The organism is Pseudomonas sp. SCPG-7 (genome assembly GCF_002156405.1).
In the GTDB taxonomy this organism is placed as follows: domain Bacteria; phylum Pseudomonadota; class Gammaproteobacteria; order Pseudomonadales; family Pseudomonadaceae; genus Aquipseudomonas; species Aquipseudomonas parakoreensis.
The window spans coordinates 15130-38132 of record NZ_MVOO01000006.1 but is presented as its reverse complement, the minus strand read 5'-3'; the positions used below and the strand labels follow the sequence as shown (position 1 = coordinate 38132).

Sequence of the window (23003 nt, the reverse complement as noted above, 5' to 3'; positions counted from 1 at the left end):
GGGGTTACAGCTGCAGGATCAGGGTTTTCAGCGGTGGCTGTTGGTCCAGCGACGGGAAGTCCGCGCCCGGGGTCATCACGCTCCATTCGCGCACCGGTCGCCCGGCCTTCTCTGCACAACGCAGGACCTGTTCGCGCCAGTCGTCCATGCTGACTTTCGCCAGGTTGTTGCAGCAGATCAGCACGCCGTTGTCGGCGGTGGTCAGCAGCGCCGGTTTGAGCAGGCTTTGATAGTCGCGCAGCAGGTCGACGGTGCCGAACGCGCTCTTGGCCCAGGCCGGAGGATCGAGCAGCACCAGATCGTATTGGCGCTGTTCGAGGCGCTGATAGCTCGGCAGTTTCTGCCCGCGCCGCTGGCTGATCGGCAGCCCGGCGAACTGACGGATCGCCGGGAAATAATCGGACTGGATAAATTGCATCTCGGGCAATTGCGGGTTGAGCAGGCCGTTCTCACGGCCGACCGCCAGATTGCCTTCGGCGAAATCCAGATTGCACACCTCGCGCGCACCACCGGCAGCGGCACTCAGGCCAACGCCGCAGGTGTAGGCAAAGAGGTTGAGCACGCGCTTGCCCTTGGCGTGATCCTTGACCCAGCCACGGGTGTTGCGCAGGTCGAGGAACAGCAACGGATCCTGTCCGGCATGCCGCCCGCGCACGCGGTAGTTCAGGCCCCACTCATGACCGACCAGATCCACCAGCGCGGCCTCGTCGGCTTTGTAGACACTGTCTTCGCGGTCAATCCGCGAGTTGCCGCGGGAGCGGTCGTTGTAGACCAGCAGGGTGTCAAACCCCAGGGTCTGGTTGACCAGGGCGTGCAGTTGCAGCAGGTCGTCACGTTCCAGCGTCTGGTGAAAGCTCTGCACCAGCAGTTGCGGGCCATAGCGGTCCACCGTCAGGCCGCCGGCGCCTTCCTGGCTGCCGTGGAACAGCCGATAGCAATCGGTGCCCTGGCTGTGCAGCTCAGCGAGCAGATCCTGGCGTTGGTCGAGGGCGGCGCGCAGCGCCTGATTCAAGGAAGACATGCGTGCGCCTTGCTGGTGAGAATGTGGGCGCGGGAGTTTAGCATTGTGCAGCTACAGATGCCCTGAGCCATTCCTCAGACCTGTGGCGAGGGAGCTTGCTCCCGCTCGAGTGCGAAGCGCTCGCAACATTTCGAGAGTCGCTGAGCAACCCAGCGGGAGCAAGCTCCCTCGCCACAGGTTCTGTGTATAGATCAGATCAACAGACCCATCCGTCGTTTGGCTCGCTGCACCGAACCATTGCGCATCGCCCAGCGCAGCATCGGTGCACTGCGCTTGACGCTGGCGCGGATCAGCTGGCGTTGCAGCGGATTCTGCCGTATGCCGAACATGGCGCTGGCCCAGTCCGGCAGCAGATCGATGCCAGCCTTCATCATCAGGTCGCCAAAAGGTCGGGCCAGCATGCTCGGGGCCGGGGCGTCGAGCAGCAGGCGCAGGACTTCGCGGCTGCGCTCATCACAGAGCAGTTGCGGGCGCAGGCGTTGCAGATAGTCGGCCACGGCCTGACGTGATTTCGGCACGTCCCGCGCACCCAGACGCTCGGCGACCACGGCGATTTCTGCGTAGTAGCGATCCTGATCCGCCCCCGACAATTGCGGGTTGCGGTAACGCAGATGCGCGGCAAGAAAGTGACTGACCTCGGCTACGTGCACCCAGGTCAGCAGGTCCGGATCGCTGGCCGCATACGGTCGGCCGTCCGGCGCGGTACCGACCACTTGCAGGTGAATGGTGCGCACTTTGTCGATCAGCCATTCGGCGTCGCGGCGCGAGCCGAACGTGGTGCCGGAGACAAACTGACTGGTGCGGCGCAAACGCCCGAGCATGTCCTGACGAAAGTTCGAATGATCCCAGACCCCGGCCAGCGCCAGCGGGTGCAGGGCTTGCAGCAACAACGCGCTGATGCCGCCGATCAGCATGCTGCTGAAATCGCCGTGCACTTGCCAACTGATCGAGTCCGGCCCGAACAGCCCGGGATCGCCCTTGGGGTTTTCCAGATCAAGCTGACCGAGGGACAGCCCGGTCAGGCTCATGAGTTGGTTTTCGATACGGCTGCGGATGAATTCCATGACAACTCATAGGTGATGAACGGGCGCGGCAGGGTGACCGCGCCACGGATGTTACTGATTGAGGCGCTTGTCGATCAAACCCTGCACCACGCTTGGATCGGCCAGGGTCGAGGTGTCACCGAGGCTGTCGAGTTCGTTGCAGGCGATCTTGCGCAGGATGCGCCGCATGATCTTGCCTGAACGGGTTTTCGGTAAGGCCGGCGCCCACTGGATCAGGTCCGGTTTGGCGAAGCTGCCGATCTCCTTGCTGACGTGGGCGAGCAACTCTTTCTTCAGATCATCGCTCGGCTCGAAGCCGTTCATGGGAGTGACGAAGGCGTAGATGCCCTGGCCTTTGACGTCGTGCGGGTAACCGACCACGGCGGCCTCGGCAATGCTGTCGTGCAGCACCAGCGCGCTTTCCACTTCGGCGGTGCCGATGCGGTGGCCGGAGACGTTGATCACGTCATCGATACGCCCGGTGATCCAGTAGTCGCCGTCCTCGTCGCGGCGTGCGCCGTCGCCAGTGAAGTAATAGCCGGGGTAGGGTTTGAAATAGGTGTCGACCATCCGTTGCGGGTCGCCGTAGACGCTGCGGATCTGCGCCGGCCAACTCGACTTGATCGCCAGCACGCCGCTGCCGGCGCCTTTGATTTCCTTGCCGTGCTCGTCGAGCAACACCGGTTGCACGCCGAACATCGGCTGCGTGGCGCAACCCGGTTTGATCCGCTGGGCACTCACCAACGGGCTGAGCATGATGCCGCCGGTTTCGGTCTGCCACCAGGTATCGACAATCGGGCAGCGCTGTTCACCGACCACGTTGAAGTACCATTCCCACGCCTCCGGGTTGATCGGCTCACCGACACTGCCGAGCAGTCTGAGGCTTTGGCGCGACGTTTCCTGCAGCGGTCCGGCACCTTCGCGCATCAACGCGCGCAGGGCAGTCGGCGCGGTGTAGAAGATGTTGACGTGATGTTTGTCGATCACCTGCCAGAAGCGCGAACTGCTCGGGTAGCTCGGCACGCCTTCGAAGATCAGTGTGGTCGCGCCGTTGGCCAGCGGGCCGTAGACGATGTAACTGTGGCCGGTGACCCAGCCGACGTCGGCGGTGCACCAGAACACTTCGCCCTCGCGGTAATCGAGCACGTACTTGAAGGTCATCGCCGCTTGCAGCAGGTAGCCGCCGGTGGTGTGCAGCACGCCCTTGGGTTTGCCGGTGCTGCCGGAGGTGTAGAGGATGAACAGCGGATCCTCGGCGTCCATCGGCTCCGGCGGGCAGTCGTCGCTGACGTCACGCACGGCCTGGTGATACCAGAGGTCACGGCCTTCGACCCAATCGACCTTGCCTTGAGTGCGTTCGACCACGACGACCGTGCTGACGTCCGGGCAACTGTGCAGGGCCTTGTCGACGTTTTGCTTGAGCGGTACGAATTTGCCGCCGCGCACGCCTTCATCGGCGGTGATCACCGTGCGGCAGTCGGCGTCGAGGATACGGTCGCGCAAGGAGTCCGGGGAAAAACCACCGAACACCACCGAGTGAATCGCGCCGATCCGCGCGCAGGCGAGCATCGCGTAGGCCGCCTCGGGGATCATCGGCATGTAGATGCACACCCGGTCGCCTTTTTTCACGCCACGGCTTTTCAGGACGTTGGCCAGGCGGCAGACATGATGGTGGAGTTTTTTGTAAGTGATCTGTGCCGATTCGGCAGGGTCGTCGCCTTCCCAGAGAATCGCGGTCTGCTCGCCGCGTTGTGCGAGGTGGCGGTCGATGCAGTTGTAGCTGACGTTCAGTTGGCCGCCGGCAAACCAGGACGCTTCACCGGTTTTCAGGTCGTAGCGCTGAACGGTCTGCCACGGTGTGCTCCAGTCGAGGAAGCGCGTGGCCTGTTCGGCCCAAAAGGCGCTGGGGTGTTCAATCGATTCGCGGTACAGACGCTTATAGTCGTCCTGACTCAACTGCGCAGCCCGGCGGACGGCATCGGCTTTGGGGAACGTGCTGATATCGAACATGACGGTTCCTTATTCTTGTTGTGCGACAGGAATAAAGATGCGCCGAGCGGCCTGGAGGTTCAAGTCATCCCTGAAACAACTGCGGGAGCGAGCCTGCTCGCGAATGCGCTGTATCAGCCACAAAGATGCTGAATGACACACCGAATTCGCGAGCAGGCTCGCTCCCACATTGGAAATGGCTTGCCCACAGGATTTGTGGGCAAGCCATTCACCTCACCCGCGGTGACGACCGCGGAAGTAGTTGATCAGGCCTTGGGTGGAAGCATCGTCAGCAACGGTTTCATCGCTGCCGACCAGACGGTTGTAAACGCCTTTGCCCAATTCCTTGCCCAGTTCCACGCCCCACTGGTCGAAGGCGTTGATGCCCCAGACCACGCTCTGCACGAACACTTTGTGCTCGTACATGGCGACCAGCGCGCCAAGACGACGCGGGCTGATGCGCTCGACCACAAGGGTGTTGCTCGGGCGGTTGCCCGGAATCACCTTGTGCGGTGCGAGTTTGCGCACTTGCTCTTCGCTCATGCCTTTTTCGCGCAGTTCGGCCTCGGCTTCCGGCAGGGTCTTGCCGAGCATCAGCGCCTGGCTCTGCGACAGGCAGTTGGCGTACAGCCACTGATGGTGATCGGAGACCGGGTTGAAGCTGACGATCGGCACGATGAAGTCGGCCGGGATCAATTGGGTGCCCTGGTGCAGCAACTGGTGATACGCGTGTTGACCGTTACAGCCGACGCCGCCCCAGATCACCGGGCCGGTATCGGTCGACACCGAGGTGCCGTCCTGACGCACGCTCTTGCCGTTGGATTCCATGTCCAACTGTTGCAAGTGCTTGGTGATGTTGCGCAGGTAGTGGTCGTACGGCAGGATCGCGTGGCTTTGCGCGCCCCAGAAGTTGCCGTACCACACGCCGAGCAGGGCCAGCAGCACCGGCATGTTCTGTTCGAACGGTGCGCTCTGGAAATGCTGGTCCATGGTGAAGGCACCGGACAGCAGTTCCTTGAAGTTGGACATGCCGATGGCCAGGGCAATCGGCAGACCGATGGCCGACCACAGCGAGTAACGACCGCCGACCCAGTCCCACATCGGGAAGATGTTTTCTTCGCGGATGCCAAACGCGACGGCTGCCGCGTTGTTGCTCGATACCGCGATGAAATGGCGATACAGCTCGGCTTCCGAACCACCCTGCGCCAGATACCAGGCACGGGCGGCTTGAGCATTCTTCAGGGTTTCGAGGGTGTTGAAGGATTTCGACGAAACGATGAACAGTGTGGTTTCGGCGCGCAGCTTCTGCGTCAGCTCGTGGAATTCACTGCCGTCGATGTTCGCCAGGTAATGGCAGCGCACGCCTTTCTGCGCATAGGACAGCAATGCTTCGGAAACCAGCTCAGGGCCGAGGAACGAGCCACCGATGCCGATGTTGACCACGTCAGTGATCGGCTTCTCGGTGTAACCACGCCACAGACCGTCGTGGATGCGGCCAACCAGATCGGTGATCTGGTTCAGCACCTTGTGCACTTCCGGCATCACGTTGACGCCATTGACCGACAGCTTGTCGCCCACCGGGCGGCGCAGGGCGGTATGCAGCGCCGGGCGGCCTTCGGAGGCGTTGACGATTTCGCCGTCGAACAGCGCTTTGATCGCGCCTTTCAGATCGACTTCATTGGCCAGGCCCACCAGCAGGTTGCGGGTCTCGGCGTTGATCAGGTTCTTCGAATAATCGAGAAACAGGCCGCAGCTGCTGAGCGTGAATTGATTGAAGCGCTGCGGATCGGCGTTGAAGGCCTCGCGCATGCTGAAATCCTGCATGGCTTGTCGGTGATCTTTCAACGCCTGCCAGGCAGGCAGAGCGGTAACGTCATGAGGAGTGCGGTAGTACGCCATCGCTGCGGTTTTCCTTTTTACTTGAACGGCCTTTTGAACACAGAACAGACCGATACGCCCTGGTTGGGCGAGGGTCAAATGCGTCGACACGATTTTTCAACGCAGGGCGAATACAGTAAACCTCGCGCTGCGATCTGTCTTGACTTCTTCTGACCTGTTCCCTGTACTTTTTTAACATCAATACCGGGAACGGGCCGACCAACGGAAGGGGAGTGGCGCCTCGAAGCGGCTCAGGCGAGCTGAACCGGAATCGCGTTGCTGGTGTGGCTCAGCTCATTGCCCGGGGCCATGTACAGCATGCGCGGTTTGAAATTGACCAGTTCCGCTTCGCTGTAATGGGCGTAGGCGCAAATAATCACGCGGTCGCCGACCTTGGCCTTATGCGCGGCTGCGCCGTTCACCGAAATCATCCGCGAACCTTCTTCGCCACGAATCGCGTAGGTGGTGAAGCGCTCGCCATTGTCGACGTTGTAAATCTGGATCTGCTCGTATTCACGGATGCCGGACAAGTCCAGCCACTCGCCATCAATGGCGCAGGAGCCTTCGTAATCGAGTACCGCATGAGTGACTTCGGCGCGGTGCAGCTTGGCCTTGAGCATGATGGCTTGCATGAGGGATTTCCCGGGTTGGAAACGAACGGCGGGCAGTGTGCCCGAAGGCTTTGGGGGCGGCAATATGGTCTGTGTGGACACCAGAAACCAATGTGGGAGCGAGCCTGCTCGCGAAAGCGTCGGAACAGTCGACATCGTTGTCAACTGACAGATCGCATTCGCGAGCAGGCTCGCTCCCACAGGGGTATTGCGCTGTTTTTTAAGCTGGGCTATCGAGATTCAGATGCAAGTTGTCGATCAACCGCGTGGTGCCGAGGAACGCGGCCACCAGAATCACCAGATCGCGGTCTTCAGCCGTTGCCGGACGCAAGGTCAGGGCGTGGCGGATTTCCAAATAGTCCGGGCGCAGGCCGGCGGCCTCCAGCTGTTGCACTTGAGCGGCGATCAGCGCCGGGTAGTCGCGCTCGCCTTGCTTGATCGACTCGGCGATTGCGCTCAGGGTCCGATAGACCACCGGGGCCACCGCACGCTGGTCTTCGCTGAGGAAACCGTTGCGCGATGACAGCGCCAGGCCGTCGGCGGCACGCACGGTCGGTTCGCCGATGATCTGGATCGGCATGTTCAGGTCATGCACCAACGCGCGGATCACCGCCAGTTGCTGGAAATCCTTCTGACCGAAGATCGCCAAGTCCGGCTGCACCATGTTGAACAGCTTGCTGACCACCGTCGCCACACCTTCGAAGTGCCCCGGACGGCTGGCGCCACACAGGCCTTCAGACAGTTGCGGCACGCTGACCCGGGTCTGCCCGGCCATGCCGTCGGGGTACATCTCTTCGACGGTCGGGGCGAACAGCAAATGGCAGCCGGCTTGCAGCAGCTTTTCCTGATCCGCCGCCAGGGTGCGCGGGTACTTGTCGAGGTCTTCGCCGGCGCCGAACTGCAGCGGGTTGACGAAGATGCTGGCAACCACGAAGTCCACGCGCTGTGTGGCTTTGGTGATCAACGCAATGTGACCGCTGTGCAGGTTGCCCATGGTCGGCACGAAGCCGATGCGTTTGCCTTCACTGCGGGCGCGGGCCACGGCGGCACGCAATTCGCGTACGGTTTTGACAGTGTTCATGCAGAGAATCCGTGTTCGAGGCCTGGGAACGTAACGCCTTTGACTTCGTTGACGTAGGCCTTCAGTGCGGACTGGATGCTGTCCTGACCCTGCATGAAGTTCTTGACGAATTTCGGCACGCGACCGGTGATCGACAGGCCGAGCATGTCGTGCAGCACCAGTACCTGACCGTCGGTATCGCTACCGGCGCCAATCCCGATGACCGGAATCTTCACGGCCTGGCTGATTTCCGCCGCCAGTTCGCTCGGCACGCATTCGAGCAACAGCATGGCGGCCCCAGCCTGTTCCAGCGAGATCGCATCGGCACGCATCTGCCGCGCCTGGTTCTCGTTGCGGCCCTGCACTTTATAGCCGCCAAGAATGTTCACCGCCTGTGGGGTCAGGCCCATGTGCGCGCAGACCGGCACACCGCGTTCGGCCAGCAGGCGGATCGACTCCGCCAGCCACAGCGCACCTTCGACCTTGATCATGTGCGCGCCGGCCTGCATCAGCGTGGCGCTGTTGGTCAGGGTTTGCTCGATCGTGGCGTTGGCCATGAACGGCAGGTCAGCCAGGATCAGGGCGTCGGTGTTGCCGCGTTTGACGCAAGCGGTGTGATAGGCCATTTCTGCGATGGTCACCGGCAAGGTGCTGTCGTGCCCTTGCAGAACCATGCCGAGGGAGTCGCCCACCAGCAGCACTTCGACACCGGCCTCGTTGCAGGCGTGGGCGAAGGTCGCGTCATAGCAGGTCAGCATGGTGATCTTTTCACCTTTCTGCTTGAGGCTCTGGAGCGTGGTCAGGGTGATGGCTGGCATGTAAAAAATCCTCGTTCAGGCGCTCTGGAAACTACTGCGAGTAACGCGCGTGATTCTTCGTCTACTCAGGCGCACGGTCTTTTGTCGTGCTTATAAGGCCTGGATTGCGCCCGTATGTGCCGGGTTGGCGGCAGCGGGACGCCTATAGTCGTGAGGAGAACCTAGGAAGTCAATTGCGTGTGTTACCGCATTGTTACGAGGGGAGTGTTACCGGCGTTACTGATGCGATTCAGCGGCACGGCGGAGCTGATTCGGCGAGTTTTGTCCGACAAAATCCAGCGTATGCAATAAACCCATGTGGGAGCGAGCCTGCTCGCGAAGGCGGCGGATCAGTCAACGCAGTGTTGAATGACACACCGCCTTCGCGAGCAGGCTCGCTCCCACAGGGGATTGTAATCAATCTGTCGGGAGGCGTTCCAAGCCTACGAACGGGCAGGCGGCGAGCAGGTCAGCCAACGTGCGGCCATCGGCCAGGCGCAGATCGGCGGGAGCCAGTTCGGCCAGAGGATAGAGCACGAATGCCCGCTCCTGAATCTGGTAGTGCGGGACTTTCAGTCGCGGCTGGTCGATCAGGCGATCACCGAACAACAGGATATCCAGATCCAGCGTACGCGGCCCCCAGCGCTCCAGGCGCTCCCGACCTTGATCGTTTTCGATGGCTTGCAGGGCATTGAGCAGGTCGAGCGGCGCGAGATCACTGTCGAGGGCAGCGACCGCGTTGGTGTAACGCGGTTGTCCCGGCAGCAGTGAATCGCTCTGATAGAACGCCGAAACACCAGCAAGGGAAGTTTGCGGCAATTGCCCCAGCGCATTGAGCGCGCTGCGCAGTTGTTCGGCCGGGTCAGCGAGGTTGCTGCCCAGACCGATATAGATGCGTTCCATGCCTTATTCGCCCGTCGAGCTGGAAGCCCCGGCACGCTTGCGCTTGGAACCACTGCTGCGGCGACGTTTGCGTGGCGCACCGCTGGCGTCATCACCTTTGCCGCTGAGATCGCGGATCATGTCGCGACGTTCGCTGTCGTTGGCGTCCTGATAATCCGTCCACCATTCGCCCAGACCGTCGGTTTCCTCGCCAGCGCTTTCCCGCAGCAGCAGGAAGTCGTAACCGGCGCGGAAACGTGGATTGTCCAGCAGCAGGTCGGCGCGTTTGCCGCTGCGGCGTGGCAGACGTTCCTGCATGTCCCAGATCTCGCGGATCGGCATGGTGAAGCGCTTTGGAATGGCGATGCGCTGACACTGTTCGGCGATCAGCTCATGCGCGGCTTCCTGCATGGCCGGAATCGGCGGCATGCCACGCTCTTGCAGGCGCAATACGCGGGCCGGCAGGGCAGGCCACAGCAGGGCGGCAAACAGGAACGCCGGTGTGACCGGTTTGTTCTGTTTTATGCGCAGGTCGGTGTTGGTCAGCGCTTCGCTGATCAACGTGTGGGTGTATTCCGGGTTGTATTCCAGGGCGTCGGCACTGGCCGGGAACAGTGGGGCAAACAGTTGCAGATCGACCAGCATCTCGAAGGTGATCGCGCCGTGGCCGGAGAGGAACAGCTTGAGCACTTCCTCGAACAGGCGAGCGGACGGGATCTCGCGCAGCATCGGCGCCAGGTCGCGGATCGGCTGCACGGTGTGCTTCTCGATGCCGAAATTCAACTTGGCGGCGAAACGCACGGCCCGCAGCATGCGTACCGGATCTTCCTGGTAACGCTGCTTCGGATCGCCGATCAAACGGATCAGGTGATTACGGATGTCGTGTACGCCGTTGGCGTAATCGAGAATGCGCTCGCTGACCGGATCGTAATACAGGGCGTTGATGGTGAAGTCGCGGCGTTGCGCGTCTTCTTCCAGGGTGCCGTAGACGTTGTCGCGCAGAATCCGTCCGCTCTCGTTACGCGAGGACTGATTGCTGTCTTCGTCGTCTTCATTGACCGGGTGATTGGCGCGGAAGGTCGCGACTTCAATGATTTCGCGACCGAAATGGATATGCACCAGCTTGAAGCGGCGACCGATGATCCGCGCATTGCGGAATTCGGCTCGGACTTGCTCGGGGGTAGCGCTGGTGGCGACGTCGAAATCCTTGGGCGTGATGCCCAGGAGCATGTCACGCACGCAACCGCCGACCAGATAGGCCTGGTAGCCGGCGCCCTGCAAGCGTTCGACGATATTCACCGCATAGCGGCTGAATTGCCCCTTTTGCAGCGAATGTTGGCCGCTGTTGAGCACTTCAGGAGTGCTGCGGATGTGTTGCGTACGACGCACGGGTGTTCGGAATGACTGGAACAGCTTCTTCAGCATGGGATGCACTGTTTGAAGGAATGTTCGGCCATACCAAAGAATGACCGCATGATGGGCGCAGATTCTAGCATTTAGTCGGGGGATGGTGTAGGACGCAGCAGATTTGCGCTGCAAGCCGCAGGCTACAGGCATCGGGCAGGGTCGAAACGGAGGTTTTTGCCGAAAGACAGAAACTACAAGGGGAGCCGAAGCTCCCCAAGAAGTAGTTGCGTGCTCTTTTTATTATTGATTCGGGCTTCTTGTTTTTGTTGAGTGCCCTCGCCATGAAGCTTTTCCTTCATGACCCTCCCAATCGGGAGCCAAGAGCAAACGGATTGCTTTGGTCGCTGTGTTGCAGTGATCTTGCGATCCAACCAGTACAGGCTCTGTCTTAGGACAGTTTTTGTTGTTCTCGGCCTGGTCGTGGGGCTAGCCCCAAATACAACGCCTCTCCAAAAGAATCAGTTAGCTGCGCCTCTCGCCGTCTTGTTTTTATTGTGCGTGAGTCGATTCGTCTTATTTTTATTGTCTTGTGCATTGCTTGTTATTGTTCTTGTACCAAACATATAGCAGGTGCCGTGCCAACTTTTGCGAAGCCCAATAAAACAAGGGGTTAGGTCGATATAACGGTTTTCTCGGGGCGAAAAAAAGCCGGGGTTTCGTTACCGATAACCCCGGCTTCTGTTACGTGAAAAAGCTGAGGTAACAGTTTTTTCACGTCTTCAAGCGTTACCCGCACACTCGACAGGTAACGTTCAGCTCTCGCTGGTGACCCCGGTCTTGCGCCGTGGAATGCCCAGGCGCTGACGACGTTCCCACAGACACTTGCGGCTGACGCCCAGTTTGCGCGCCAGTTCGGTCTCGGTCATGTGATCCTGATGCTCAAGCACAAAGTGCTGGAAATAGTCTTCCAGCGACAGGTCTTCCGTCGGCTCATGGCTGCTGTTGCTGGTGTTACCCGCGGTTTGCGCGGGCAAGCCGATGAACTCGTCGTCTTCCAGGTCGCTCAACTCGATGTCGATACCCAGCAGGTCGGCGGAGATTTCCGGGCTTTCGCTCAGGATCACCGCGCGCTCCACGGCGTTTTCCAGCTCACGCACGTTACCCGGCCAGGAATAATGCCGGATGGCTTGTTCGGCATCGGCGGCAAATTTCAGGTCGGTACGGTTGATGCGCGCACTCTGGCGGGCGAGAAACGCCGTGGCGATTTCGTTGACGTCGGCGCCACGTTCGCGCAACGCCGGCAGTTTCAGGGCAATCACGTGCAGGCGGTAATACAGGTCTTCACGGAACTGGCCGATTTTCGCCAGGCTCTTGAGGTCGCGGTGGGTCGCGGCGATCAAACGCACATCGACCTTTTGCGACTGCACCGAACCCACGCGGCGAATCTCGCCTTCCTGCAGCACGCGCAGTAGGCGGGCCTGGGCTTCCAGCGGCAGTTCGCCGATCTCGTCGAGGAACAGCGTGCCGCCGTCCGCCGCTTCCACCAGACCGGCGCGCCCGGCGCTGGCGCCAGTGAACGCGCCTTTTTCGTGGCCGAACAGTTCGGACTCGATCAGGCTTTCCGGGATGGCCGCGCAGTTCACCGAAATCATCGGTGCCTTGGCACGCTTGGACAGGTTGTGCAGGGCGCGGGCCACCAGTTCTTTACCGGTGCCGGACTCGCCCTGGATCAGGACATTGGAGTCGGTCGGCGCGACCTTGCGGATCTTGCTGTACAGGTCCTGCATCGGCGGGCACGAGCCGATGATGCCGATCTCGCCGTTGCTGTTGTCGACAGACGATTTGCCGCCACCATTGCTCGGTTTGCCGGCAAGCGCTTCGCCGGCGGCAGGCGCCGACTGGTGATCACGCAGGATCCGCGCAACCGCCTGAAGCATTTCATCGTGATCGAAAGGTTTGGCGATGTAGTCCACCGCGCCCATCTTCATCGAGTCGACCGCCGAGCGCAGGCTGGCGTAGCTGGTCATGATCAGCACCGGCTTGCCCTGGCCGAGCTTGATCAGCTCGGTGCCGGGGGCGCCAGGCAAGCGCAGGTCGCTGACGATCAGATCGAATGTGGGAATAGTGAAGCGTTCTTGTGCTTCCTGCACTGAACCGGCTTCGCTGACCTGGTACTGGTTGCGTTCCAGCAGGCGGCGCAAGGCGGAGCGGATAATGGTTTCGTCTTCGACGATCAAAATGTGCGGCATTGATTCGATACTCTCGACGGTCTCAGTTCACAGCGGACGTCGCTTCGACATGGCGCGGTAAGGTCACCCGGATACGGGTGCCGCGCTGGCTCTGTACATCAGCCGGGCTGTCGATGGTGATTTGTCCATAATGCTCTTCAACGATGGAATAGACCAGTGCAAGGCCCAGACCGGTACCTTCACCCGGGTCCTTGGTGGTGAAGAAAGGTTCGAACAATCGGTCCATGATGTTCTGCGGAATACCACTGCCTTCGTCTTCGACGATCAGATCGACCGTGTGTTCGCCGGCTTCACTCTTGACCCGCACGGCGCTGCCCGCAGGCGAGGCATCACGGGCGTTGGAGAGCAGATTGATCAGCACTTGGGCGAGCCGCTGCGGATCGCCTTCGACCCAGTGATCCGGATCGCACAGGTTGTAGAACTGCACTTCGAAGTTGCGCCGGTTCAGCGCCAGCAGACCGATGGCGTCCTGCGCGACTTCGGCCAGACAAACCGGTTCGTCGCTGTGCTGATGGCTGCCGGCGTGGGCAAAGCTCATCAGCGATTGCACGATGCGCGACACGCGCTTGGTCTGTTCGAGGATCTGCCCGCTGATTTCCGTCAGTTCGCCGTCTTCTTCGCGCTCTTCGCGCAGGTTCTGCGCCAGACAGGCGATGCCGGTGATCGGGTTGCCGATTTCATGGGCCACTCCCGCCGCCAGTCGGCCGATGCTCGCCAGACGCTCGGAGTGCACCAGTTTGTCTTCGAGCATTTGGGTTTCGGTCAGGTCTTCCACTAGCAGCACCAGGCCGCTGTTGCCCGGGGCCAACGGTTCGTCGATCGCCGCTTTGTGCAGATTGAGCCAGCGGGTCTGGCCGTCGAGAGCCAGGTGCTGCTTGTGCAAGTGCTCGTCGGGCAGGTTGATGAAGCCTTGCAGCAATGGCTTCCACGGATCGGCGATGGTGCTCAGGCGCGAACCGACCACCCGTTGCGCAGCGATGCCGGTGAGTTCTTCCATGGCCTTGTTCCACATCAGGATCTCTTGATCCTTGGCCAGCGAGCAGACGCCCATCGGCAGCTCCTGCAAGGTCTGGCGGTGGTAGCGGCGCAGGGCGTCGAGTTCGGCGGCCAGCCCGGTGAGGCGCGAGTGGTAATCCTCGAGACGGCTTTCGATGAAGTGGATGTCTTCGGTCACATAGTTTTCGCCGCCGGCCTTGTACGGCAGGAAGGTTTCGACCATGTCCTGCGCCACGCTCGGGCCCATCAGGCCGGAGAGGTTGGCTTCGATGCGGTCGCGCAAGCGGCGCAAGGCATAAGGACGGCGTTCGTCGAACGGCAGATAGAGGTCGCGCAGGGCTTGCTCGACTTCTTTTTGCGCCGCCTTGGCGCCCAGCGGTTTGGCCAGTTGCGTAGCGAATTCCTGGGGCGAGGCCGCGTGCAGTTCGCGGCGTTGCGGACGCCGCACGTTATCCACCGCGCAGGCTTCGGCGGCGCTGGCTTCTTCGGGGCTGGCGTTGGTGAACAGCGAGATCAGGGTGAACATCAATACGTTGGCTGCCAGCGAGGCGATCGCCGCCATGTGCCAACTGGTGTCGTCCAGCACGTAAATCATGTTCAGCAGGGGAATGTAGAAACCCTGCAGATTGCCGACCAGCGGCAACAGCATGGTCACCACCCACACCACAATCCCCGCCAGCAGGCCGGCGATAAAGCCGCGCCGGTTGGCGGTCGGCCAGTACAGCACCGAAAGCACGCCGGGCAGGAACTGCAGCGTGGCGACGAAAGCGACGATGCCGAGGTTGGCCAGATCCTGCCCGGCGCCGAGCATCAGGTAGAAGCAGAAACCGGCCATGATGATCGCGACGATCAGCGCCCGACGCGTCCACTTCAGCCAGCGATAGATGTTGCCTTCGGCCGGCGGCTGATAGAGCGGCAGCACCAGGTGGTTCAGCGCCATGCCCGACAGTGCCAGGGTGGTGACGATGATCAGGCCACTGGCGGCTGAAAGCCCACCGACATAGGCCAGCAGTGCCAGCGGTTTGCTGTTGGCGGCGATGCCGATGCCGAGGGTGAAGTATTCCGGGTCGGTGGTGGCGCCGAGCTTCAGGCCGGCCCAGAGGATCAGCGGCACTGCCAGGCTCATCAGCAGCAGGAACAGCGGCAGGCCCCAGCTGGCGCTGACCAGCGAGCGCGGATTGAGGTTCTCGGTAAAGGTCATATGATACATGTGCGGCATCACGATCGCCGAGGCGAAAAACACCAGTAACAGCGTGCGCCATGGGCCTTCCTGCAGGGGCGTGTGCAGGGCGGCGAGGGCGGTCTGGTTTTGCAGCAGCCACAGTTCGAGTTGTTGCGGGCCGTCGAACACGCCGTACAGCGCATACAGACCGACGCCGCCGAGGGCGATCAGTTTGATCACCGATTCGAAGGCAATCGCGAATACCAGCCCTTCGTGTTTCTCGCGAGTGGCGATATGCCGGGAACCGAAGAAAATCGTGAACAGAATGATCAGCGCACAGAACGCCAGCGCGACGCGGCTCTGGATCGGTTCGCCAGTGAGGATGCCAATCGAATCGGCCACCGCCTGAATCTGCAGCGCCAGCAGCGGCAGCACGCCGATCAACATGAAGATCGTGGTCAGCGCGCCGGCCCAGGTGCTGCGAAAGCGGAACGCGAACAGATCTGCCAGCGACGACAATTGATAGGTGCGGGTGATTTTCAGGATCGGATACAGCAGCACCGGTGCGAGCAGAAAAGCACCAGACACCCCGAGGTAACTGGACAGAAAGCCGTAGCCATACTGATAGGCCAGGCCCACCGTGCCGTAGAACGCCCAGGCACTGGCGTAGACCCCCAGCGACAAGGTGTAGGTCAGCGGGTGGCGAATGATCGCCCGCGGGATCATGCCCCGTTCACTGATCCAGGCAACGCCGAACAGCACCGCCAGGTACGCGGCGCTGATCAGGATCATCTGGGTCAGGCTAAAGCTCATCGGCATCTTTTTGGCTCTGCAGGATGAAGGTCACGACAATCAGGATCAACCAGAGCAGATACGGCCGATACCAGGCGCCCGTGGCGTCGATCCACCAATCCATGATGGCTGGCGAAAACAGATAGATTCCCACGACCAGAAGCAGGACCAAGCGATAGATGTACATCCCGGCCTCTCTTTTTTATGCGCGTGCCCGAAAACGTGCGGCGATGGTAACGGATGGGCGCGCCACTGCAAGTGTCGTCATTGCAGTTGCGCCTCGGGCAACGTCAGTGTGCGCGGGATCTTCGATGCATCCCAGTGGGCTGCGCCCCATTTGAGCAATTCCTCGGGGGTGGCATGCGCCAGTTCGGCACCGGGGTTTTGCCCCAACGCACGCAAGGCTCGCAACAGCAGCAGCGTGGCCTGATCGGCCTCAAGCGGTGGCGAACGGTAGGATTTGCCGAGCTTGTTGCCGTCCGGCTGCGTAATCAGTGGCAGGTGCAGATAGCGCGGCTGGCGCAGGCCCAGCAGTTCTTGCAGGTAGAGCTGGCGTGGCGTGGAGTCGAGCAGGTCGGCACCGCGCACGATGTCAGTGATGCCTTGCCAGGCGTCATCCAGCACCACCGCCAGTTGATAGGCGTACAAGCCATCGCGGCGGCGAATCACGAAATCGCCGACGTCGCGCCCCAGATGCTGGCGGAACTCGCCCTGCACCCGATCGATGAAGTGATATTCCAGTTCCGGCACACGCAGGCGGATTGCCGCATCTTGCTGTTCATGACCGGCATTGCGGCACAAACCCGGATAAATCCCGTGATATGGCTCCAGTTGCTTGCGCGAGCAGGTGCAGGCGTAGGCCAGGCCATGGTTGAACAGGCTGTCGAGCACTTCGGCGTAGGCGGCGTGGCGGTCACTCTGGCGTACCATCTCACCGTCCCACTCGAAGCCGTAACTTTCCAGCGCCTTGAGAATCGCCGCCTGCGCGCCCGGTTCTTCGCGGGGCGGATCGAGATCTTCCATGCGCACCAGCCAGCGCCCACCGACTGCACGCGCGTCGAGATAAGAGGCGAGGGCCGCCACCAGCGAGCCGAAGTGCAGGTGGCCACTGGGGGTGGGGGCGAAGCGGCCGATGTAGGCGGGGGAGATTTTGGCTGTCATGGAAACGAAGCTACTTTTCAGGCGATACGCAGATCAACGGGTGGGATCGAGACTGCTCGCGAAAGCTTGATGTCAGACGATTAAGTGTTGAATGACACACCGCTTTCGCGAGCAGGCTCGCTCCCACAGGGGCAAAAGGCAGAAACAAAAACGGAGCGTTCGCACGCTCCGTTTTTCGTTCAGGTCGAGATTACTTGCCGACCTGCTTTTCCTTGATTTCCGCCAGGTTCTTGCAGTCGACGCACATGTCGGCAGTCGGACGGGCTTCAAGGCGCTTGACGCCGATCTCGATCCCGCAAGAGTCGCACCAGCCGTACTCTTCGTCTTCGATCAGTTGCAGGGTCTTGTCGATCTTCTTGATCAGTTTGCGCTCGCGGTCGCGGGCGCGCAGCTCGAGGGCGAACTCTTCTTCCTGACTGGCACGGTCGGCCGGATCAGGAAAGTTGGCCGCTTCGTCTTTCATGTGATCAACAGTGCGGTCGACTTCCTGCATCAAGTCCAGTTTCCACTTGGTCAGGATCTTGGTGAAGTGCGCGCGCATTGGAGCGCCCATGTACTCTTCGCCCGCTTTCGGGACGTAGGGTTCGAAACCGCTGAGTGTCTGACTTGCCTGTTGCTTTGCTTGGGTGGGCATGAAATGGACCGCCTCTACTCTTGTAATCCATTGCGCAGGATTGCTCCATCACCGACACCTGCCGGCCCTGCGGCTGCAAGCGGGCGAACTTACCAGATCAATTCGGCCCGCGCTACTCCCGGATGTCGAGGCCCCGGCGGGTGGCGCTTGCAGAAGTTTGGCAAGTCATGTCTGACAGTGATGGAGGCCTGATCAATCTCTGATTTTAGTCAATCCTGGAGCGTACGCGCATATCGTTACAGTCCAGCGTTCTTGAGGTTGTGACCGCGACGGGTTCTCGCTCGTTCCGGCAGATGGGTAGAATCGTCTCTTTTCCCCCGTCGAAGGAAAACCAATGGCTCAGCCCTACAGTGCGCGCAGTCGTGCGATCGAACCGTTCCATGTGATGGCGCTGCTGGCGCGGGCCAATGAACTGCAGGCCGAAGGTCACGATGTGATCCATCTGGAAATCGGCGAGCCGGACTTCACCACGGCCGAACCGATCATCCGCGCCGGGCAAGCGGCGCTGACGGCGGGCAAGACTCGCTACACCGCGGCGCGTGGCATTCCTGAGTTGCGCGAAGCGATTTCAGGGTTCTATCAATCGCGTTACGGATTGAACATCGATCCGCGGCGGATCCTGATCACGCCGGGGGGCTCCGGTGCGCTGTTGCTGGCCAGTGCCTTGCTGGTTGATCCGGGCAAACACTGGCTGCTGGCGGATCCGGGCTACCCGTGCAACCGGCACTTTCTGCGACTGGTCGAGGGCGCGGCGCAACTGGTTCCGGTCGGGCCTGAGGTGCGCTATCAACTGACCCCGGATCTGGTGGCGCGGCATTGGGATCACGACAGTGTTGGTGCGTTGGTGGCTTCGCCCGCCAATCCGACCGGCACCCTCCTGACCCGCGACGAACTGGCCGGATTATCCACAGCGATCAAGGCGCGGCACGGCCATCTGGTGGTGGACGAGATTTATCATGGCCTGACTTACGGCACCGATGCCGCCAGCGTGCTGGAAGTCGATGACAGCGCCTTTGTCCTCAACAGTTTCTCCAAATATTTCGGCATGACCGGTTGGCGTCTCGGCTGGCTGGTGGCACCGGATGCGGCCGTCAGTGAGCTGGAAAAGCTCGCGCAGAATCTCTATATCAGCGCGCCGAGCATGGCGCAGCATGCCGCACTGGCCTGTTTCGAGCCCGACACCATCAGCATTCTCGAAGAGCGCCGCGCCGAATTTGGCCGCCGTCGCGACTTCCTCCTGCCGGCGTTGCGCGAGTTGGGTTTCAACATCGCCGTCGAACCTGAAGGTGCGTTCTACTTGTATGCCGATATCAGCCAGTTCGGCGGTGATGCCTTCGCGTTCTGCCGGCATTTCCTCGAAACCGAGCACGTCGCCTTTACCCCGGGGCTGGATTTCGGTCGTTATCAAGCGGGCCATCATGTGCGTTTTGCCTACACGCAAAACCTCCCTCGATTACAGGAAGCGGTGGAACGCATCGCTCGCGGTTTGAAGAGCTGGCAAGCCTGATGCGTTTTTATCCGGCTCTGGAAGAGGCGCGGCTGATTCGCCGCTATAAACGTTTTCTGGCTGATGTTGAAACGGTCAATGGCGAGCTGTTGACCCTTCACTGCCCGAACACCGGTTCGATGCTCAACTGCCAGGTTGAGGGCGGACAGGTGTGGTTCAGTCGCTCCAGCGACCCGAAACGCAAGCTGCCCGGTACCTGGGAAATTGGCGAAACTCCGCAGGGCCGGCTGTTTTGCGTGAACACCGGCCGTGCCAACGCTCTGGTGGAAGAGGCGCTGCAGGCGGGAGTCATCGACGAGTTGAGCGGCTTTACGGCGCTTAAACGTGAAGTGGCGTACGGCCAGGAAAAGAGCCGCATCGATTTCCGTCTCGAGTACCCGAGTGGCCCGGCCTACGTGGAAGTGAAAAGCGTCACGCTGGGGTTCGACGGAACGAATGTTGCGGCGTTTCCCGATGCGGTGACCCAGCGCGGCGCCAAGCATCTGCGTGAGCTGGCGCATCTGGCCCGAGACGGCATTCGGGCGGTGCAGCTGTATTGCGTCAATCTCAGCGGGATTGACGCAGTGCGTCCGGCCGAGGAAATCGATGCGGCCTACGCCGATGCCCTGCGCGAGGCGGTGGCATGCGGAGTTGAAGTGCTGGCCTACGGCGTGCGCTTGAACCACGAAGAGATGGTGATCGACCGGCGGCTGGACGTGTTGCTCAACGGTTAAACATCGATCCACACCCCTTGGGCGTCTTCGCGGCAGGGGATGGCGATCAGGGATTGCCCGGCGCAGGGCCCGGCGACGCATTCGCCATCCTCGATCAGGAACAGTGCGCCGTGGGTGGCGCACTGGATCAGGCTGTTGCTCGGGTCGAGAAACTGGTCGGGGTGCCATTCCAGGCCGACGCCACGATGCGGGCAACGGTTGAGATAAACATAGGCTTGACCATTGCGGCGCACGGCAAACAGTTTGTTGCCGTGGATGTCGAACCCACGGCTGCCGGCCTCGGCGAGATCGGCGCCCGCGCACAAAAACTTCATGACTATCCTCAACTGTCGGCTCGTTTCAGGAAATGTCCGAGCTTGACGTTTAAATGCAAACAATTATCAAATGGCCGCCTTCGCCCACTGTGCGCGGCTGTCGCCAAGGATACTTGGCCTGCCGGTTCGCTGCCCGGGAAACCTGTTCAAGGAAAGCTGCGTATGCGCCTGATTATCCGCGTTGCTGTGCTGTGTGTCGGATTGTTCGCCAGCCTTCAGGTGACAGCTGCCGACTTGCCACAGCGTTGGGTCAGTGCCGGTGGCGCGCTTTCGGAGTGGGTCAGTGCATTGGGCGGCGAGTCGAAACTGGTCGGCGTCGACACCACCAGCCAGCATCCCGAGTCGCTGAAGAAACTGCCAAGTATCGGCTATCAACGCAGCCTGTCGGCAGAGGGCATTCTCAGCCTGCGCCCGGACATCCTTATCGGCAGCGAAGAAATGGGCCCGCCACCGGTGATCGCTCAGGTAAAGAGCGCCAAGGTGCAGGTCGAACTGTTCTCGGCGCAGCCGGATCTGCCGACGCTGGAAAAAAACCTCACGCATCTCGGGCAGTTGCTCGGCGCGCAAGCCCAGGCGACGCAGCTGCTGGCAAGTTATCAACAGCAGCTCGCCATGCAGAAGGCGCGAGTCGCCGAGTTGCAGACCAGGCACAAGGCGCCCGGTGTGCTGGTGCTGATTGGGCATGCCGGCGGCAAACCGTTGATTGCCGGCAAGGACACTGTCGCCGACTGGCTGCTGCAACGGGCCGGCGGACATAACCTGGCGACGCATACCGGTTACAAGCCGTTCTCCGTGGAGTCGCTGGCCGGGCTTGATCCTGAGGTGCTGGTGTTTGCGGATCGCGCGTTGAGCGGTGAGGCGGCAAAAGCGGCGTTGTTCAAGGAAAACCCCATTCTCAATTCAAGCCGTGCGGCCAAGACCGGACGGGTGCTGGAGCTGGATCCGACGCTGCTGGTCGGCGGGCTCGGGCCGCGTTTGCCGGCGGCGTTGAAGGGTTTGTCTGACGGCCTCTACCCGACTGCGAGCGGCCAATGACCGTACTGGTCAAACCACGCAGCCTGTTTATCGGGCTGACGCTCCTGTGTTTGCTGGCCATCTGGCTGTCGTTGGCGCTGGGGCCGGTGAGCCTGCCGCTGTTCGATACGTTGCGCGCGGCTCTGCGCATGCTCGGTGTACCGCTGGCGCCGGACGGCCTGGAGCAGGCTGAGCTGATTCTCGGGCAGATCCGTCTGCCGCGTACCTTGCTCGGCCTGGCCGTCGGCGGTGTACTGGCGCTGTCCGGCGTGGCGATGCAGGGTTTGTTTCGCAATCCGCTGGCCGATCCCGGGTTGGTCGGGGTCTCCAGCGGTGCGGCGCTTGGTGCGGCTGTAGCCATTGTCGGCGGTGCGTTTTTTGGCGATTTGCCAGAGTGGTTCGGGCCGTATCTGTTGTCGGCGTGCGCGTTTCTCGGCGGGTTGGGGGTAACGGCGCTGGTCTATCGGCTCGGACGGCGCAACGGCCAGACTAACGTCGCGACCATGCTGCTGGCTGGGATCGCCCTGACGGCGCTGGCCAGCTCGGCAGTCGGGTTGTTCACCTATCTGGCGGATGACGCGACCCTGCGCACGCTGACTTTCTGGAATCTGGGCAGCCTCAATGGTGCCAGTTACGCGCGTTTGTGGCCGTTGCTGATCATCAGCGCCGGTGTTGCGCTGTGGTTGCCGCGGCGTGCCAAGGCGCTGAATGCGTTGTTGCTGGGTGAGTCTGAGGCAGGGCATCTGGGGATCGATGTCGAGCGGCTCAAGCGTGAACTGGTGTTCTGCACCGCGTTGGGTGTTGGCGCAGCGGTAGCGGCGGCGGGGATGATCGGTTTCGTCGGGCTGGTGGTGCCGCATCTGGTGCGTTTATTGGCCGGGCCCGATCACCGCGTGCTGTTGCCCGCGTCGGTACTGGCGGGGGCGAGCCTGCTGTTGCTGGCGGATCTGGTGGCGCGGCTGGCACTGGCGCCGGCGGAGTTGCCGATCGGTATTGTCACGGCGTTTATCGGCGCGCCATTCTTCCTCTATCTGCTGCTGCGAGGACGTGCCTGATGCTGCGTGCGCACAATCTGCACATCCGTCGCGGGCGCAAGACCGTCCTCAGCGACGTCACCCTGCAACTTGAGCCCGGTGAGGTGCTGGGTGTGCTCGGACCAAACGGTGCCGGCAAAAGCACCTTGCTCGGTGCCTTGTGCGGTGAGCTCACGGCGAGTAAAGGCGAGGTGTTGCTCGACGACAAGGCACTGAATCACTGGACAGGTACGCAACGCGCCCAGCGTCTGGCGGTGTTGCCGCAGGTCTCGACGCTGGATTTTGCCTTTCGTGTGGAGGAAGTGGTCGGCATGGGCCGCTTGCCGCATCAAAGTGGTCGGGTGCGCGACGACGAGATCGTCGCGGCAGCGCTGGACGCTGCGGATGCCGGGCACCTGAGCGGGCGCAGTTATCTGGCGCTGTCGGGTGGCGAGCGCCAGCGCGTGCATCTGGCGCGGGTGCTGGCGCAGTTATGGCCGGGGCAGGCCGGGCAAACGCTGTTGCTGGATGAGCCGACCTCGATGCTAGATCCACTGCACCAACATACGACGCTGCAAGCGGTGCGCGAATTTGCCGACCGTGGCGCGGCGGTGCTGGTCATCCTGCATGATCTGAATCTGGCGGCGCGCTATTGTGATCGGGTGTTGCTGCTTGAAGGCGGGCGCCCGGTAGCGCTGGATACGCCGCAGCAAGTCTTGCGACCGGACTCGCTCAAAGCGGTGTTCGGTCTCGAAGTATTGGTGCAGCCGCACCCGGAGCGTGGGCATCCGCTGATCATCGCCCGCTGATTTCTCATCGA

The 23003-nt window shown here is 61.4% G+C and carries 20 protein-coding genes; 5 read left to right on the top strand and 15 right to left on the bottom strand.

Features of this window, described 5'->3' with window-relative positions:
* Nucleotides 1-4: 4 nt before the first annotated feature.
* From B1722_RS13100 to dksA, 14 genes are all read right to left on the bottom strand, one after another.
* Nucleotides 5-1021 carry a class I SAM-dependent rRNA methyltransferase gene (locus tag B1722_RS13100; RefSeq protein ID WP_041065381.1) on the bottom strand — a complete coding sequence of 339 codons (1017 nt, stop codon included), beginning with the start codon at nt 1019-1021 and terminating at the stop codon, nt 5-7.
* Between the two features lie 191 nt (nt 1022-1212).
* Entirely contained in the window at nt 1213-2085 is an 873-nt protein-coding gene (locus B1722_RS13095) for an oxygenase MpaB family protein (RefSeq protein ID WP_086792835.1), read from the bottom strand.
* Nucleotides 2086-2136: 51 nt separating this feature from the next.
* On the bottom strand, nt 2137-4074 hold the full coding sequence (gene acs, locus B1722_RS13090; protein WP_041065387.1) for an acetate--CoA ligase: 1938 nt from the start codon (nt 4072-4074) through the stop codon (nt 2137-2139).
* A gap of 213 nt (nt 4075-4287) precedes the next feature.
* Complete coding sequence (gene pgi, locus B1722_RS13085; protein ID WP_047296605.1) at nt 4288-5952, bottom strand: glucose-6-phosphate isomerase; 1665 nt, start codon at nt 5950-5952, stop codon at nt 4288-4290.
* 230 nt (nt 5953-6182) lie between these two features.
* On the bottom strand, nt 6183-6563 hold the full coding sequence (panD, locus tag B1722_RS13080) for an aspartate 1-decarboxylase (protein WP_041065393.1): 381 nt from the start codon (nt 6561-6563) through the stop codon (nt 6183-6185).
* Between the two features lie 199 nt (nt 6564-6762).
* Nucleotides 6763-7623, bottom strand: a complete 861-nt coding sequence (panC, locus tag B1722_RS13075; RefSeq protein WP_086792834.1) for a pantoate--beta-alanine ligase — start codon at nt 7621-7623, stop codon at nt 6763-6765.
* Complete coding sequence (gene panB, locus B1722_RS13070) at nt 7620-8420, bottom strand: 3-methyl-2-oxobutanoate hydroxymethyltransferase (protein ID WP_041065398.1); 801 nt, start codon at nt 8418-8420, stop codon at nt 7620-7622. Before panB ends, panC begins: the two co-directional genes overlap by 4 nt.
* Before the next feature lie 396 nt (nt 8421-8816).
* On the bottom strand, nt 8817-9302 hold the full coding sequence (folK, locus tag B1722_RS13065) for a 2-amino-4-hydroxy-6-hydroxymethyldihydropteridine diphosphokinase (RefSeq protein ID WP_041065401.1): 486 nt from the start codon (nt 9300-9302) through the stop codon (nt 8817-8819).
* A gap of 3 nt (nt 9303-9305) precedes the next feature.
* Nucleotides 9306-10706 carry a polynucleotide adenylyltransferase PcnB gene (locus tag B1722_RS13060; RefSeq protein WP_041065404.1) on the bottom strand — a complete coding sequence of 467 codons (1401 nt, stop codon included), beginning with the start codon at nt 10704-10706 and terminating at the stop codon, nt 9306-9308.
* A 734-nt stretch (nt 10707-11440) separates the two neighbouring features.
* The gene (locus B1722_RS13050) at nt 11441-12877 is read right to left on the bottom strand and encodes a sigma-54 dependent transcriptional regulator (protein WP_041065407.1); all 1437 of its coding nucleotides are present in this window, start codon (nt 12875-12877) and stop codon (nt 11441-11443) included.
* A gap of 22 nt (nt 12878-12899) precedes the next feature.
* Complete coding sequence (locus B1722_RS13045) at nt 12900-15854, bottom strand: sensor histidine kinase (protein ID WP_161794896.1); 2955 nt, start codon at nt 15852-15854, stop codon at nt 12900-12902.
* Nucleotides 15838-16014, bottom strand: coding sequence for a hypothetical protein (locus B1722_RS13040; RefSeq protein ID WP_003176118.1), 177 nt, complete (start codon nt 16012-16014; stop codon nt 15838-15840). The genes B1722_RS13045 and B1722_RS13040 overlap by 17 nt, the downstream gene beginning before the upstream one ends.
* Nucleotides 16015-16091: 77 nt before the next feature.
* Nucleotides 16092-16988 (bottom strand): tRNA glutamyl-Q(34) synthetase GluQRS, encoded by an 897-nt coding sequence (gene gluQRS / locus B1722_RS13035; RefSeq protein WP_041065415.1) that lies wholly within the window; start codon nt 16986-16988, stop codon nt 16092-16094.
* Between the two features lie 190 nt (nt 16989-17178).
* Nucleotides 17179-17622 (bottom strand): RNA polymerase-binding protein DksA, encoded by a 444-nt coding sequence (dksA, locus tag B1722_RS13030; protein ID WP_007959616.1) that lies wholly within the window; start codon nt 17620-17622, stop codon nt 17179-17181.
* Nucleotides 17623-17956: 334 nt separating this feature from the next.
* Here dksA and B1722_RS13025 point away from each other — a divergent pair, with 334 nt between their 5' ends.
* Together B1722_RS13025 and sfsA are read left to right on the top strand one after the other, a co-directional pair.
* A complete protein-coding gene (locus tag B1722_RS13025) occupies nt 17957-19129 on the top strand; it encodes a pyridoxal phosphate-dependent aminotransferase (RefSeq protein ID WP_041065418.1) in 1173 nt (390 codons plus the stop codon).
* Nucleotides 19129-19842, top strand: a complete 714-nt coding sequence (gene sfsA, locus B1722_RS13020) for a DNA/RNA nuclease SfsA (protein WP_041065421.1) — start codon at nt 19129-19131, stop codon at nt 19840-19842. Before B1722_RS13025 ends, sfsA begins: the two co-directional genes overlap by 1 nt.
* Here the strand turns inward: sfsA and B1722_RS13015 are convergent.
* Nucleotides 19839-20156, bottom strand: coding sequence for a Rieske (2Fe-2S) protein (locus tag B1722_RS13015; RefSeq protein WP_041065423.1), 318 nt, complete (start codon nt 20154-20156; stop codon nt 19839-19841). The genes sfsA and B1722_RS13015 overlap by 4 nt on opposite strands.
* A gap of 162 nt (nt 20157-20318) precedes the next feature.
* Between B1722_RS13015 and B1722_RS13010 the strand changes: the two genes are divergently transcribed.
* Genes B1722_RS13010 through B1722_RS13000 form a run of 3 tightly spaced genes read left to right on the top strand, consistent with a single transcriptional unit; the run spans nt 20319 to nt 22992 of the window.
* The gene (locus B1722_RS13010) at nt 20319-21191 is read left to right on the top strand and encodes a hemin ABC transporter substrate-binding protein (RefSeq protein ID WP_041065426.1); all 873 of its coding nucleotides are present in this window, start codon (nt 20319-20321) and stop codon (nt 21189-21191) included.
* A 50-nt stretch (nt 21192-21241) separates the two neighbouring features.
* Nucleotides 21242-22225: an iron ABC transporter permease gene (locus tag B1722_RS13005; RefSeq protein ID WP_174377370.1), complete on the top strand. Its 984-nt coding sequence runs from the start codon at nt 21242-21244 to the stop codon at nt 22223-22225.
* Nucleotides 22225-22992, top strand: a complete 768-nt coding sequence (locus B1722_RS13000) for a heme ABC transporter ATP-binding protein (RefSeq protein WP_041065433.1) — start codon at nt 22225-22227, stop codon at nt 22990-22992. Before B1722_RS13005 ends, B1722_RS13000 begins: the two co-directional genes overlap by 1 nt.
* Nucleotides 22993-23003: the final 11 nt, after the last annotated feature.